General features: G+C 61.0%; 15 protein-coding genes. All 15 read left to right on the forward strand.

Features of this window, described 5'->3' with window-relative positions:
* Window positions 1-4: 4 nt before the first annotated feature.
* The 15 genes from EK373_RS17900 to EK373_RS17970 all read left to right on the forward strand — a co-directional run bounded on the left by EK373_RS17900 (window position 5) and on the right by EK373_RS17970 (window position 13,912).
* Window positions 5-892: an outer membrane lipoprotein-sorting protein gene (locus EK373_RS17900; protein ID WP_129645087.1), complete on the forward strand. Its 888-nt coding sequence runs from the start codon at window positions 5-7 to the stop codon at window positions 890-892.
* Window positions 893-922: 30 nt separating this feature from the next.
* Window positions 923-2,269 carry a DUF1302 domain-containing protein gene (locus tag EK373_RS17905; protein WP_129645088.1) on the forward strand — a complete coding sequence of 449 codons (1,347 nt, stop codon included), beginning with the start codon at window positions 923-925 and terminating at the stop codon, window positions 2,267-2,269.
* Between the two features lie 76 nt (window positions 2,270-2,345).
* Window positions 2,346-3,317, forward strand: coding sequence for an NAD(P)-dependent alcohol dehydrogenase (locus EK373_RS17910; protein ID WP_129645089.1), 972 nt, complete (start codon window positions 2,346-2,348; stop codon window positions 3,315-3,317).
* 10 nt (window positions 3,318-3,327) lie between these two features.
* Entirely contained in the window at window positions 3,328-4,584 is a 1,257-nt protein-coding gene (locus EK373_RS17915; protein ID WP_129645090.1) for a hypothetical protein, read from the forward strand.
* Window positions 4,581-5,591, forward strand: coding sequence for a hypothetical protein (locus tag EK373_RS17920; protein ID WP_129645091.1), 1,011 nt, complete (start codon window positions 4,581-4,583; stop codon window positions 5,589-5,591). The genes EK373_RS17915 and EK373_RS17920 overlap by 4 nt, the downstream gene beginning before the upstream one ends.
* A gap of 131 nt (window positions 5,592-5,722) precedes the next feature.
* Window positions 5,723-6,865, forward strand: a complete 1,143-nt coding sequence (gene fabD / locus EK373_RS17925; protein ID WP_129645092.1) for an ACP S-malonyltransferase — start codon at window positions 5,723-5,725, stop codon at window positions 6,863-6,865.
* Between the two features lie 38 nt (window positions 6,866-6,903).
* Complete coding sequence (locus EK373_RS17930) at window positions 6,904-8,166, forward strand: hydroxymethylglutaryl-CoA synthase family protein (RefSeq protein WP_129645093.1); 1,263 nt, start codon at window positions 6,904-6,906, stop codon at window positions 8,164-8,166.
* Window positions 8,154-8,948, forward strand: a complete 795-nt coding sequence (locus EK373_RS17935) for an enoyl-CoA hydratase/isomerase (RefSeq protein ID WP_129645094.1) — start codon at window positions 8,154-8,156, stop codon at window positions 8,946-8,948. Before EK373_RS17930 ends, EK373_RS17935 begins: the two co-directional genes overlap by 13 nt.
* A 2-nt stretch (window positions 8,949-8,950) precedes the next feature.
* On the forward strand, window positions 8,951-9,697 hold the full coding sequence (locus EK373_RS17940; protein WP_129645095.1) for a polyketide synthase: 747 nt from the start codon (window positions 8,951-8,953) through the stop codon (window positions 9,695-9,697).
* A 24-nt stretch (window positions 9,698-9,721) separates the two neighbouring features.
* Window positions 9,722-9,961 carry an acyl carrier protein gene (locus tag EK373_RS17945; protein ID WP_129645096.1) on the forward strand — a complete coding sequence of 80 codons (240 nt, stop codon included), beginning with the start codon at window positions 9,722-9,724 and terminating at the stop codon, window positions 9,959-9,961.
* Window positions 9,948-11,195 (forward strand): beta-ketoacyl synthase N-terminal-like domain-containing protein, encoded by a 1,248-nt coding sequence (locus tag EK373_RS17950; RefSeq protein ID WP_129645097.1) that lies wholly within the window; start codon window positions 9,948-9,950, stop codon window positions 11,193-11,195. Before EK373_RS17945 ends, EK373_RS17950 begins: the two co-directional genes overlap by 14 nt.
* A gap of 88 nt (window positions 11,196-11,283) precedes the next feature.
* Window positions 11,284-11,841 (forward strand): UpxY family transcription antiterminator, encoded by a 558-nt coding sequence (locus tag EK373_RS17955; RefSeq protein ID WP_157994404.1) that lies wholly within the window; start codon window positions 11,284-11,286, stop codon window positions 11,839-11,841.
* Between the two features lie 42 nt (window positions 11,842-11,883).
* Window positions 11,884-12,513, forward strand: a complete 630-nt coding sequence (locus EK373_RS17960) for an acyl-homoserine-lactone synthase (protein ID WP_129645099.1) — start codon at window positions 11,884-11,886, stop codon at window positions 12,511-12,513.
* A 98-nt stretch (window positions 12,514-12,611) separates the two neighbouring features.
* Entirely contained in the window at window positions 12,612-12,974 is a 363-nt protein-coding gene (locus tag EK373_RS17965; RefSeq protein WP_157994405.1) for a DUF4902 domain-containing protein, read from the forward strand.
* 203 nt (window positions 12,975-13,177) lie between these two features.
* Window positions 13,178-13,912 (forward strand): LuxR family transcriptional regulator, encoded by a 735-nt coding sequence (locus EK373_RS17970; protein ID WP_129645101.1) that lies wholly within the window; start codon window positions 13,178-13,180, stop codon window positions 13,910-13,912.
* Window positions 13,913-13,940: the final 28 nt, after the last annotated feature.

Genomic DNA, 13,940 nt, shown 5'->3' on the forward strand with positions numbered 1-13,940 from the left:
TCCCATGAAAACCTACTGGGGCGCGATTGCCCGTGCACTGGCCATCGGCTGTTTGATGGCGCCATTGCGGCTGCCTGCCGCCATGACCGGTCCCGAGATCATGAAGATGGTCGACGACGTGAACCGCAAGGCGTTCACGACGGCGGTCGTGAAAACGCAGTTGTCCACTTGCAAGTACGAGAAGTCGGACGGCGGCATCCGCTGCAAGGACAAGCCGCGAGTGGTCGTCCTGGAAGTCGGCGAGAAGAAATACGGTGACGACAATCGCGACGGAAAATCGATCGCGCTGGTGCTCGAGCCGATCTCGGACAAGGGCGTGGGCATGCTGCGCTATGAGTACTACGAGGCCGACCGGGACAACGAAAACTTCCTGTATTTGCCGGCGCTGGGCAAGGTGCGCCGCCTGGTATCAGGCAGCGACAACGAGGACGGCGGCAGCTTCTTCGGCACCGAGTTCTACGGTGACGACGCGCAGGCTCGCAAGATCAACGAGTTCACTTACCAGTTGCTGCGGGAAGAAACCTACGACGAGCGGCCGACCTGGGTCATCGAAGTGACGCCGACCGCCGAGCGCGCCAGGAAAACGGCCTATGGAAAGATCGTCGTGTGGGTGGACAAGGAGCGCAAGATCTATCTGAAGGAAGATATCTATAACCGCGCCGGCAAGCTGTATCGGCAACGCCTGTACCGGAAGTACACGCTGATCGACGACGTGTGGCTGTCGCGACAGCAGACCATGAACAATCTGTCGACCAGCCGGATCACGTCCATCGACAACATCTCGGTCACCTATCACCGCGAAGTGCCGGACGAAGTGCTGACCGAGCGCAGCCTCACCGACTTCACCTTCAGGGAAAGGAATCTCGCCCTGCTGAGAACCTATTACCACTGATGTCGTGAAGTCGAAGCGGAGGGGGCGACGATGCCAAACCTTTTACGATGCGATCTGCGGTGGGTCGTGCCACTGTGCCTCACCGCCGTGAATCCCTTCATTGCGCGTGCGGAGACGCTCGCGCCCGAGCCGGAACCCGGTCCGAGCTCGAACACCGATCACGCCGTGCCGGACTTTTCCATAGTCGATTCGACGGCGGAGGAGTCCACCACGGACAGCAGCAGCGGCAGTCAGTCGAGCTCACCTCTGCGTGTAACGTTGGCGCACGAGGTTTCTTACAAGGTAGAGAAGCCGCAGTACGTCGTGAAGAATCGTTCTTCGCTGCGAGTCGAGTATTCCAAGTACGTGCTCGACAATTTCTACGTGCAGCTGGACGGCAAGGCGACCGGCTTCTGGGGCGAGGATCATCGTCACGACGCGGAAGGCGAGGACTTTCTCGTGTCGCAGGCGTACTTGCAGACCAGCTTCGGTCACACGGCGATTCGGGCGGGATTTCAAAGCGTGCCGTGGGGCGAGTCGATCCTGGCGCCGATTACCGACGAGGTGAGTCCCAGGGATAACCGCGAGCTGTTCAACTTCAATCTGGAGGAGCTGCGGATCGGCCAGCCGATGCTGGTCGTCGACCAGTTTTCGGGGTGGGGCAGCGTCAGCGTGTTCTTCAATCCGCGCGCTTCCTTCAACAAGAACCCGGAGCGCGGCACGGCCTATTCCTTCGACAGATTTCGCTATCGAAGCGAGGTGGGCGGCGAGACCGATCTTTCGGAGTACGGCGCCAGCTGGAGAAAAACGTTTACGCGCGGCGACATCACGTTCATGACCGCCAGTCTGGTCGACAACGACTACGCGCTGAGCATGAACGAGGATGGGACCGTAACTCGAGAGCGCGCGCGATTCTCGATGAACGGGTTCTCCTTCAACTACGCCTTCAGTGATTTCGTGCTCCGCGGCGAAGCGGCTTGGAAGCAAGATTTGCCGTTCAACACCGCGGCGTTGCAGGTCGTGAAGCGCGACGCCGTGGATGCCTATGTGGGCCTGGAGTACCAAGCCTCCTCGACACTCACGTTGAGCGTGGAAGCGATCAATCAGCACGTCTCCGACTGGACCAGCGAAGTCGCCAGTGCGCCGCGCGACAGTCAATCGTTGCTCGTCAGCATGACCAAGCTGCTGATGCACGAGGACCTGAACATCCAGGTCATGAACTTCTACACCCAGCCGGGCAACAGCAACCTGGCCATCCTGCAGACCACCTACGACTGGAACGACAACCTGAGATTCGGCTTCAACGTCGTCTACCCGTACACGCGCGACGAAAAGGCTGGCCTGTGGAATGTTCGTGACCAGAAGCAGGTCGCCTTCAAAGTTCAATATCAGTTTTAAGGCCGGCAAAGCTGCGCGATTCAAGGAGCGCGGCTGCGGTCATCCCGAGGGAGGGCGCGCAACGATGAAGAGTGCAATGAAAGCGGTCGTGTGCACCGGCTATGGCCCGCCGGAAGTTCTCCGGATGCAGGACGTGGAGAAGCCACTGCCCGCGAGTAACGAGGTGCTAGTGAAGGTTCACGCGACGACGGTGAGCATGGGCGACCACAGGATCCGAAGCTTCACCGTGCCCTCGGCAGTATGGTTGCCGGCGCGAATGGCGCTTGGCATCCGGCGCCCGCGCCGGAACATCCTGGGCATCGAGCTCGCCGGTGAAGTCGAAGCAGTGGGCGAGAGCGTGCGACGTTTTCAAAAGGGCGACCGGGTGTTTGCCGCGACATTGCAGGGCTTCGGCGCTTATGCGGAGTATCGATGCCTTGCCGAAGACGGTCCGGTGGCCGCGAAACCCAAGAACCTGACGTATGAGGAAGCCGCGGCCGTTCCGATTGGCGCGCGCACGGCACTGCATTACCTCAGAAAAGCACAAGTCCAGTGCGGCCAGGATGTTTTGATCTACGGCGCATCGGGAAGCGTGGGCACGTATGCGGTGCAGATGGCGAAGCACTTTGGCGCCAAGGTCACTGCCGTGTGCAGCGCTGCGAATCTCGATCTCACCCGATCGTTGGGCGCCGATGTCGTCATCGACTACACGGCGAACGACTTCACCAAGCGTCCCGACAAGTACGACGTCGTGTTCGACACAGTCGGGAAAGCCTCGTTCGCCGGCTGCATCGCGGTGCTCAAGAGCGGCGGCAGCTATCTGAATTGCACTCCTGTGCTGCCGAGCGTGCAGGTCATGCGAGCGAAGCTCTCGGGCACGCACAAACTCATCCTCGGTGAAGCGCCGCCGGAAACTGCCGAGGCGCTCGAATTCATCCGCGAGCTGCTGGAAGCCGGAAAGATCCGAGTCGTCGTCGATCGCCAGTACAGGTTCGATGAAATCGTCGAGGCGCACCGCTACGTCGATCAGGGTCGCAAGAAGGGCAACGTCGTCATCTCGATCGTCTGAAGGGCAGGCCATGAACACCGAAGCCGAATATTTCCACAAGCTCTACGGAGCGAAGCGGCAGCGAATTACGTATCAGCCGAAGGATGCGCTCGACTATGCGCTGATGCTCGCGATCATCGGCACGGTGCTCTGGTTCAGCTTCGGCGCGACCAATGTGCTGACTCCCATCGGCCTGGCGCTGTGCGTGTTCATGTTGTTTTCGTTCCCGATCCGGCACGGGATCGAGCTCAGGAAACCGGTCATTCTCTCGAATCCGTTGGATGTGCTGTATTCGCTGGTCTACAAGATCCAGAACATCAAGCCGGCCTACCTGTGGGCGATCGGCCTGCTGCTGCTGGAGAACTGTGTCATCTACCTGACGCCGCAGTGGCCGCACCACGTAAAGTGGATGCGCCAAGCCGCGCTGTATCTGTTCTACGGTCACCTGGCCGTCATCACGCTGTATCGAACCGTCATTCTGTTCTCGCACCTCTACAAGAAGGATCTGGTGCGGGAGATCCTGATGGAGTCGATCTGGAAGAAGCGCCTGGAGCGGCAGCCGAGCATCGTCTTCGAGATCTTGCACGCCTATTGCACCGGACTGCTGACGCATCTGGTGCTGGTCGCGCCGTGGTATCTGGTGATTACGCACGCGAATTTCTCGCTGGTATTGCTGCCGATCACGCTGGTCGCCGGCGTGGTGCTCTCAGTCAACTTCGCCAAGGTCATCAACGAGTGGTTCTATCGGGACCACTGGGTGGGTCACAACTCGGAGTTCGATTTCGTTTATCTGCACGGCTCGCACCACGACGCGATTCCCTCGGGGCTGATTGGCGTGGCGGGTAACGGATACCTGGAAGGATTTCTCCGCGGCACCATCGCGTTTCCGACGCCTTTCCTCAATCCGCTCATCGCGGCGCTGTACTACACCATCGAGGTGAAGAGCGACATCGACCTGCACCAATACATTCCGGGCGTGTTTCCCAAGTTGCCGAGACACATCTTCGAGATCGCACAGCATTCGGTGCACCACTTCGGACGGGTCGAGCCCTATAGCTTCGCCGTGAATGTGGATCAGCCGCACATCTCCGAAGACATCAAAAGGCAATTCAAGATGTTCCCGGCCGGGCTCAGGCAGGCGATCGCGCTCGATGAGCGGCTGGACGGCTATCAGTGGGATAACGCGCGGTATCGATGGTTCATGGATCTGGTGAATCGATATCACGATGCGGACGACGACCGTGTGCACGCTCTGGTCGATGACACGGACGTGAAGGAGCCATCATGAAGATCGACTGGGTCGCTGAAGGGTTCTCGGCCATGCGCGATTGCGGCGAGGACATCTCGATCGTGTACGGCCGCGTCAACAAGGCGCCGCGTGCGGAGCCCGAGTGGGTCGAATTGCCGCACGATCAGTTCGATGGCATTGGCGGCTTTGCGCATTTGCTGCGCGAGCGGGGTTGTCGCGTGGACGAGCTGCCGGCCTTGCAGGGAGACAGCCTGACATTCTCTCGCGCGGTGCGCGGGTTGATGGCTGTTTCACCGGCACTGAAAGTGCGAACCCAGCAGTGGCGCAACTTCGATCGCACTCGTAACGCCACCTTTCGCCCCGTCGGGCAGCGGGTCGCGTGGAAGCTGCTGACCGAGCGCGAGACGGCATCGATCGTTGCAGCGGCCAAGAGCACCGGCGTGACCGTCAACACGCTGCTGCTGTTTCACCTCGACAGAGCAGTGTCCGCCCAGCTGACGCCCGACGCGGCGAACCGGTTGTGGATGATTCCGGTGAACCTGCGCGGAGGGCTGCGGCCTGAGCATCCGGAAACCTTCCTCAAGATGTCTTTTTTTCCAGTCGAGATGCAGGGCCGCCCGTCGGTGGGTCAGCTGCAGGCTCAGCTGACGAGTCTCAAGGATCGACATTGCCATTGGGGCTCATGGTCGGCGCTACACCTCGGCAAGCTGATAGGCGCGGCCGGCATCCGCAAAGAGTTGCGCAATCGGGATAAACAGAACAACGGCTGGACGGGCCTCTTTTCCAACCTGGGTGTTTGGAACGTGCCGGGCGCCGGCCATTGGATATTCGGTCCCGCTGTGTCGCGTGCTCAGCCGATCGGCGCGGGCTGCGTCACGCTGAATCGCTGTATGGCGCTCACCGTGCAATTGCACGAAGCGCTGAGCGATGACCTGCAGGCGACGTGTGACTTGCTGGATGCGTGGACGGAGCCCTTCATTCAAGCGACGCCGGCGAACATCGATCGAGTCGGCAGCGATCGACCCATCGAGCCCGTGTCGGCGTGAAGCGGCTGAAGCGGTTAGCGGTTGGCGGTTCGCGGTTGGTTCGGGAAAGGCGGCAGTATTCTCGCTCCTTTTGGCTAACCGCCAACCGCTAACCACTGGCATCAAAATTCCTGGTTCAAGTGGAGGTGTTCATGAAAGTCTTTATGTTCCCAGGGCAGGGGTCGCAGGCCAGAGGCATGGGCGGGGCGTTGTTCGACGAGTTCGAGGCGCTCACGGCCAAGGCCGACAGCATCCTGGGATATTCCATCAAAGAGCTGTGCCTGGAGGATCCGAGCAACCAGCTCGGCCAGACTCAATTCACCCAACCGGCCTTGTTCGTGGTCAACGCGCTGTCGTACCTGAAGAAGGTGACGGAGCAGGGCAAGCCGGATTTCGTCGCGGGCCACAGCCTCGGCGAGTTCAACGCTTTGCTTGCTGCGGAATGCTTCGATTTCGAAACAGGCTTGCGGCTGGTGCGCCGGCGCGGCGAGTTGATGAGCCGCGTCTCGAACGGCGGCATGGCGGCGATCTTGAATGCCAGCAAGGACGAGATCGAAACCATTCTGAGGCGCAATGGCCTCAAGAATATCGACCTGGCCAACTACAACACGCCGTCGCAGATCGTGATTTCCGGCCAGCTGGACGAGATCACTCAGGCGCAGTCGTTGTTCCAGGTGGGCACGATGCTCTATTACCCGCTCGTGACCAGCGGCGCGTTCCACTCGCGCTTCATGCGCAATGCGATGGAAGAGTTTGGGACGTATCTGCGCACGTTCAAATTTTCGGCGCCGAAGATTCCGGTGCTCGCGAATGTCACGGCCCGGCCTTACGAGCAGGGCAAGATCGTCGACGGTCTCTCCAATCAAATCGCCAGCACCGTGCGCTGGTGCGAAAGCATTCAATACCTGATGGCGCTGGCCGAACACCGCGGTGAGGCCGCGGTGTTCGAGGAGGTCGGGTACGGCGATGTGCTGACCCGCATTTTCCAAACCATCAAGCGACAGACGCCGGAATCGGCGCTCGAGCCGTACCGGGCCGAGCTGCGACGCGCCGGCTCGTCCCCGCGCGCGGCAGCATCAGCGGCGCGCGTCCCCACCGATCCGAGCGGCAAGGTCGTTGCCTGGAACACGAAATACCCCGTGGGCACGCGCGTGCGGTCCACGCTGATGGACGATCAGCCGCTCGAGACGCGCACGCCGGCGCTGGTGCTATTTGGCCATCGCGCGGCGGTCTACATGAAAGGTTACAACGGCTATTTCGATCTCGATGAGGTCGTGCCGTTGAAGGCTTGTTGAAGCTCAACACTCATCTTACGAACAGCAGGTAGCTTGTCATGGTCAAGGCAGGAATCGAGGCAATGAACGTGTTCGCCGGCACCACGTTCCTGGACGTCAAGAAGCTGGCCGAGCATCGCAATCTTGATCGCAGGCGTTTCGACAATCTGCTCATGAAGCAGAAGAGCGTCACGCTGCCTTATGAAGATCCGATTACGTTCGCGGTCAACGCCGCCAGGCCCATCATCGATAGCCTGAGCGCCGAGGAGAAGGATCGCATCGAGATGGTGATCACTTGCACCGAGTCGGCCTTCGACTTCGGCAAGTCCATGAGCACCTACTGTCACGATCTGCTCGGTTTGAATCGGAATTGCCGCCTGTTCGAGGTTAAGAACGCGTGCTTCTCCGGCGTCGCCGGCTTCCAGAACGCGATCAACTTCGTGCTCGCGCAGGTGTCGCCGGGCGCCAAGGCGCTGGTCATTGCCACCGACATTTCACGTTTCATGATCGAAGAGGGCGGCGACGCCCTGACCATGGAATGGTCGTTCGCCGAACCGAGCAGCGGCGCGGGCGCGGTGGCGCTGTTGATCAGCGAAACGCCGCACGTGTTTCAGGTGGACCCGGGCGCGATCGGCTCGTATGGCTATGAAGTGATGGATACGTGCCGCCCCTCCACGGACAGTGAGGCAGGCGACTCGGATCTGTCGCTCACGTCGTACCTGGACTGCAGCGAGAACGCGTTCCTCGAGTATCAGAAGCGCGTCAGCGGGGCGGACTACCAGCGCACTTTCGGCTATCTCGCCTATCACACGCCGTTCGGCGGCATGGTGAAAGGGGCCCATCGCAGCTTGATGCGCAAGCACGTGAGAGGCGTGACGCCTTCGGACATCGAAGCGGACTTCGAGCGTCGCATGGTGCCGGGCCTGACGTATTGCCAACGCGTCGGCAACATCATGGGCGCGACCGCCATGCTGTCGCTCGCGAGCACCATTGCCAACGCCAACTTCGACAAACCGCAGCGAGTCGGCGTGTTCTCGTACGGCTCGGGCTGCTGCTCGGAATTCTTCAGCGGCGTCGCCACCAAGGAAGGGCAGGAGCGCGTTCGCGCCATGGGCATCAAGGAACATCTGGATCGACGCTATGAGCTGTCGATGGACGAGTACGACGACCTGCTGGTCGGCAGCAACGCGGTGAAGTTCGGCACGCGCAACGTGGTGCTGGACTCGAACTTCATTCCCAAGGCGCGCACGACGCACGGCCGGCCGACGCTGTTCCTGAAAGAAATCAAGGAATACGGGAGGAAGTACGAATGGGTGCAGTAATCGCGGAAGCGCTCCCGTACCAGACGCTGCGGGTGCGGGCGGCCCAGGATGTTTGTTTCATCCAGATCCACCGCCCCGACGCCAACAATTCGATCAACGATCGACTGATCGAGGAGTTCACGGCGGCACTGGATCGCTGCAGCCCGGAAATCAAGGTCGTGGTGCTCGAAGGCAGCCCCGAAGTGTTCTGCTTCGGCGCCGACTTCAAGGGTTTGCAACAGAGCTTCCAGGCCACGGGGCGGCCGGCCGTCATGGATCCGGAGCCCATGTACGAGCTGTGGCGACGGCTTGCGTCCGGCCCCTACGTGACGATCGCTCATGTTCGTGGCCAGGCGAATGCCGGCGGCATGGGCTTCGTCGCCGCCTGCGACATGGTGATCTGCGACGACAAGGCGACTTTCAGCCTGTCCGAGCTGTTGTTCGGACTGATGCCGGCGTGTGTGCTGCCGTTCCTCGTGCGCCGGGTCGGCTTCGCCCGCGCCAACTACATGACGCTGATGACCGAGCCCATCGCAGCGAAGACTGCGCTCGAGTGGGGCCTGGTCGATGACTGCGCCGCGGACAGCGGCAATCTGCTCCGGAAGAAGCTGCTGCGTTTGCGTCGCCTGTCGAAGTCCGCGATCTACCGCTACAAGCGCTACGCACAGCATCTGGATGACACGCTGGAGGCGGCCAAATCGAAGGCATTGGAAGCAAACGTGGAGGTGTTCTCCGACCGAGCGAATCTGCAGAAGATCGCACGATATGTGAGCACCGGTCAGTTCCCTTGGGAAGCGGAGTAGCCATGGAACCCGCGGTCGAGCTGCGTTACGTCGACGATGGCATCGCTCAGATCAGGATGCAGGATCGTGTGAGCAAGAACACGTTCTCGATGCCGCTGGCCGAGGGCTTGATCGCGGCGTTCGCCGAGGTCAGCGAGGATGAGCGCTGCAAAGTCGTGATCCTCACCGGTTACGACAGCTATTTTGCCAGCGGCGGCACCAAGGAAAGTCTGCTGCTGCTGTCGGATGGCAAAGGCAAGTTCACCGACGTCGACCTCTACAGCCTGGCGTTGAACTGCCCCGTGCCGGTCATCGCGGCCATGCAGGGGCACGGCATCGGCGGTGGCTTCGCGCTGGGAATGTTTGCTGATTTCCCCATCCTGAGCCGCGAAAGCATTTACACCACCAACTTCATGAAGTACGGCTTCACGCCGGGCATGGGGGCGACTTTCATCCTGCCCAGAAAGCTCGGCATTACGCTGGCGGAGGAAATGATGATCGTGGCCCGAACCTATCGTGGCGAGGAGCTGCAGAGGCGCGGTGTGCCATTTCCAGTGCTGCCGCGAGCCGAGGTTGCCGCCTACGCGTTCGATCTGGCGAAAGACATCGCGGAGAAGCCGCGAGTGTCGCTGGTCACGCTCAAGGACCACCTGGTCGAATCGTTACGAAGCGGGCTGCCCGCGACTATCGATCAGGAGCTCGAAATGCACGAGCGGACCTTCCACCGCCCCGAGATCCGGGATCGTATCGAGACACTCTTCGGGCGTTAGCCCGTCTTTTGACAGGAGCGCATCGTGAACAAAGAAGACATCTTCGCCATCGTCACCCGCCATACGCAGGAAGTGATTCCGGCGCTGCGCGGCCATCAGTTCCAACCTACCCAGTCGCTGCGCGAGCTGGGCGCCAATTCCATCGATCGCTCCGAGATCGTGATGATGACGCTCGAATCGCTGGCGCTGCGCATTCCGTTGGTCGAGACCGTCAAGGCCACGAACATCGGCGAGCTGGTCAACGTGCTGCATGCAAAACTCTGATTCATCCGCCATCCTCGTCACAGGCGTTGGCATCACCAGCGCCATCGGCCACGGTGCGGCTGACTTCACTGCGGCTTTGCTGGAAGGCAACAGCAATTTTGCGGTGATGAAGCGGCCGGGACGGCAGTGTTCGACGGGAGACGAGCCACCGACGACTCAGTTCATCGGCGCGGAGATTCCTTCGTTCTCGCCGGCCGACGGCATCCCCGCGAGCATTCTTCGAACGGCATCGCTGTCCGGGCAAGTGGCGCTCGCTACGCTGCACGAAGCATGGCACGACGCCAGGCTGTCGCACGTCGACCCGATGCGCATCGGCCTGGTCGTCGGTGGATCCAACGTCCAGCAACGAGAGTTGATTCGGGCTCACGAGTCCTATCGCGAGCGGCCGCAGTTCCTGCGTCCGACCTATGGTCTGTCGTTCATGGATAGTGATATCTCCGGGATGTGCAGCGAGGTCTTCGGCATCCGGGGTTTCGCATACACCATCGGCGGTGCATCGGCCAGCGGACAGCTCGCTGCCATCCAGGCGGTGCAGGCCGTGGCGTCCGGCCAGGTCGATGTTTGTATCGCAGTCGGTGCATTGATGGATCTTTCCCATTGGGAGTGTCAGGGACTGCGGTCGCTGGGCGCGATGGGATCCGATGAGTTCGCGGCACAGCCGCAGCTCGCGTGTCGACCCTTCGATCGGCGCACCGATGGCTTCATCTTCGGCGAATCTTGCGGAGTGGTCGTGGTGGAGCGGGCGGGTGCGGCCACGAGGGCCGGTGTACGGCCCTATGCACGCGTCGCTGGATGGGGCGTGCGAATGGATGCCAACAGAAATCCCAATCCTTCGTTCGAGGGCGAGGTGGGTGTGATCCGGCAGGCTCTGCAAAAGGCCGGCTTCGATGCGCAGACCATCGACTACGTCAATCCGCATGGCACCGGATCGCGATTGGGCGATGCGACCGAGCTCAAGACCATCGAGGAGGTGGGACTCAAACACGCTTATATCAACACGACCAAGTCGCTGATCGGGCACGGACTGAGCGCCGCGGGTGCGAGTGAGCTCGTCGCCACTCTGCTACAGATGCGAGCGGGCAAGCTGCATCCCTGCGGAAATCTCGAGCAGCCCATCGACGACGCTTGCAACTGGGTGCGCGGCCGCTGCGTCGATCACGATATCCAGCGTGCAGTAAAAATCAGCCTGGGTTTCAGTGGCATCAACTGCGCCATGTGCCTCGAAAGGAGTTGACCACCCCCGACCTGCAAGAGTTTCCAGCTACGCAAGGCGGCGCATCGACGTAATGTCAGTCCCACGGAAGGGAAGGTGGGTATTGGCTATGTCGCAGACAGATCCGTGGCTGGTGCTTAGAACGCGCAGCCATCAAGAGAACACAGTCGAGCAGAGCCTGCGGCAGAAACAGATCATCGCTTATCTGCCCAGACACCCAGTGCCGCGCCGACGCGCCAACGGTCCGCGCACCTTCGTCCAAATGCCTTTGTTTCCTGGCTATATCTTCGTGCAGCCGCGCGTGGAGCAGTTCGAGCACATGCGTTACATCCGCGGCTCGTGTGGCCTGATTCTCTCTGGGGACAAGCCGGCCGTGATGCCGGAGAAGGATCTGGAGGCGGTGCAGATCCTGGTCGGCAGCGGCACGGATCTGGCGGTGAATCCGCGGCTCATGCCGGGCGAGCGCGTCGAAGTCGTGGCCGGACCGTTCATGGGCATCCAGGGCGAGCTCGTTCGCATCAAGAACGAGGATCGCCTGGTGATAAATGCGCCGCTGTTGAGCAGCAGCGTCAGCGTCGAGGTCGACGTCGACGACGTGACTTCGCTCGAGCCGCGTAAGGTCTACTCAGCTGTCAAACCTGTCAGTTACCAGGGCATCCCGGCCTGACATCTAATCCATCCACGGACGGCGCGTTAAGGAAACTCTGGCATGCCAAACCTCTCCACCGGGAACTGTAGGCAACTCAGCTCCGCCCTCATCCACCTGATGCACGAGTTTCGTCACGAAGTGTTCGTGAAGCGGCTCAAGTGGTCGCTGCCGGCAACCGACGGCGTAGAGCGCGATCAGTACGACACGTCGAGCGCGAAGTACGTCGTTCTCACCGACGATACGGATCGAATCACCGCGTGCGCACGCCTGCTGCCCACGATGGAGAACTACATGCTGCCGGAGCTGTTTCCTCAGCTGCTCAGCGGGTGCGACACACCGAGAGCCCCCAACATCTGGGAGCTCAGCCGCTTCGCGACGAGCGTGCGCGAAACCGGCGAAGGGCGTATTCTTGCGCTTTCCAAGCCGACGCTGGACTTTCTCGAGCAAGTGTTGGAGTGTGCCCAGCGCCATAACATACGCCGATTGATCTTCGTCACGTCGATCGGGGTAGAACGATTGATGCTACGGGCCGGGGTGCCGGCCCACCGTATCGGTCCACCGGCTTTGGTTGACGGACAGCTGACAGTGGCCTTGTTTATCGAGGTCGAGAAAGAAAAGGCTGTAGCTCCTGCTCCCGCGCACATCACATTGGACATGTCGCATCCCAGTGCGGCAGGAGTGGCAGCCTGATTTGCGATTTGTCACGGCGGTACGGACGCGCCCCCCAAAGTCGGGCGCACAGGGCGGTCTGAATAATGCAGCGTGAGGGAAACACACCGGATGGATTCGTGCGGATACCCAGCGAGGTGCTCGCAGAGGTCGAGCTGCGCCATCTGATTTCGGAGAAGGATGTCACCATCGCCGTGCCCGGCGGTGGCGCGAGCATCACCGGCATCACCGAATGGGTCGGGCAGTGGCGCAACCAGACCGTATCCATCGGCTGGGACTGGGGGGTCGTCGACGGCCTCATCGTGCTGGTCAATCCGAGCGAAATCCGTACGAATATCCAGCTTATTTCGCGCACCGGCAGCGCCGAGCCGCCGGCGCTCGCGCAGATTCATTTGTTCCACTGGATCGAGTCGCTGCCATGGCGCAGCGGCGCCGTCGAAGAACTGCTGGCGGGCGAACGCAGCCTGAACAAACAGCGTTGAGTGCGAATAGGCCTTTTGCCCTTCACGCGCCTGTTACCTTTCTGAAACTCATCTCGTATAGTGTCTTCGGCAGCGCGATGGCGAGCGCCGAGGGCAGGACTTGTAAAACATGCCCCGCAGCGCCAGCGTAGCGACAAGAACGCAGGGAGCCAGTCGAGGGGGGCGAGGGGCTCAGGTGAGGGCAACCGGGCAAACGGCCACCTATGGGAAACTCATGGACGCTGAATTTGCTGTGCGAGGCCTACGATGCCATGGAACGCGCGCACAGCTCCGAAGAGCTACGTGCCGAAATGGACAAGTTCGCCCGGCAGAGCGGCTTCGAACATTTCGCGTATGTGCTCACGATCAGCGCGCCGTCGCTCAGGCTGCAGCATCACGTGATCAACGGTTTTCCGCTGCAATGGCACGAGCGTTACATTGCGCGCGAATATTTCAAGATCGATCCGATCGTTCAGCACGTGCAGACCAGCTCGCTGCCTGCGATCTGGAGCGATGAGAAGTTCCACACCGGGGAATCCCGCGAGTTCTGGGACGAGGCAGAAGCGCTGGGACTCAGAGCCGGCATGAGCTTTGCGGTTCACGGGCAGCCGGGCCTGACCGGGCTCATGAGCCTGTCGCGCGATAAGCCGCTGAACCTGCCGTCCGCCGAAATGGCCGCGCTCATCGGGCGGGCCCAGATGTTCGCCAGCATGTTGAACGACGCCGTAGTGCGCATCGATTTGCCGAAACTTCTGCCCGAGCAGAGCATCCCGATGACGCCGCGCGAGCGGGAATGCCTGAAGTGGTCGGCCGACGGCAAAACCGCGTGGGAGATCGGGCAGATCCTGAGCATCACCGAGCGCACGGTGGTGTTCCACATGAACAACGTGATCCAGAAGCTCGGCGCCTCGAACAAGATTCAGGCCATCGTTCGAGCCGTGAGCCTGAAGCTCGTTTAACTTATCTCGTTTTCTTCGCACCAGGACC

The organism is Peristeroidobacter agariperforans (assembly GCF_004138335.1).
Taxonomy (GTDB): Bacteria; Pseudomonadota; Gammaproteobacteria; order Steroidobacterales; family Steroidobacteraceae; genus Steroidobacter; species Steroidobacter agariperforans.

Bases quoted from the DNA above. Each gene is read 5' to 3' on its own strand.
- EK373_RS17900 (WP_129645087.1), top strand. From the start codon at position 5: ATGAAAACCTACTGGGGCGCGATTGCCCGTGCACTGGCCATCGGCTGT.
- EK373_RS17905 (WP_129645088.1), top strand. From the start codon at position 923: ATGCCAAACCTTTTACGATGCGATCTGCGGTGGGTCGTGCCACTGTGC.
- EK373_RS17910 (WP_129645089.1), top strand. From the start codon at position 2,346: ATGAAAGCGGTCGTGTGCACCGGCTATGGCCCGCCGGAAGTTCTCCGG.
- EK373_RS17915 (WP_129645090.1), top strand. From the start codon at position 3,328: ATGAACACCGAAGCCGAATATTTCCACAAGCTCTACGGAGCGAAGCGG.
- EK373_RS17920 (WP_129645091.1), top strand. From the start codon at position 4,581: ATGAAGATCGACTGGGTCGCTGAAGGGTTCTCGGCCATGCGCGATTGC.
- fabD (WP_129645092.1), top strand. From the start codon at position 5,723: ATGAAAGTCTTTATGTTCCCAGGGCAGGGGTCGCAGGCCAGAGGCATG.
- EK373_RS17930 (WP_129645093.1), top strand. From the start codon at position 6,904: ATGGTCAAGGCAGGAATCGAGGCAATGAACGTGTTCGCCGGCACCACG.
- EK373_RS17935 (WP_129645094.1), top strand. From the start codon at position 8,154: ATGGGTGCAGTAATCGCGGAAGCGCTCCCGTACCAGACGCTGCGGGTG.
- EK373_RS17940 (WP_129645095.1), top strand. From the start codon at position 8,951: ATGGAACCCGCGGTCGAGCTGCGTTACGTCGACGATGGCATCGCTCAG.
- EK373_RS17950 (WP_129645097.1), top strand. From the start codon at position 9,948: ATGCAAAACTCTGATTCATCCGCCATCCTCGTCACAGGCGTTGGCATC.
- EK373_RS17955 (WP_157994404.1), top strand. From the start codon at position 11,284: ATGTCGCAGACAGATCCGTGGCTGGTGCTTAGAACGCGCAGCCATCAA.
- EK373_RS17960 (WP_129645099.1), top strand. From the start codon at position 11,884: ATGCCAAACCTCTCCACCGGGAACTGTAGGCAACTCAGCTCCGCCCTC.
- EK373_RS17970 (WP_129645101.1), top strand. From the start codon at position 13,178: ATGGGAAACTCATGGACGCTGAATTTGCTGTGCGAGGCCTACGATGCC.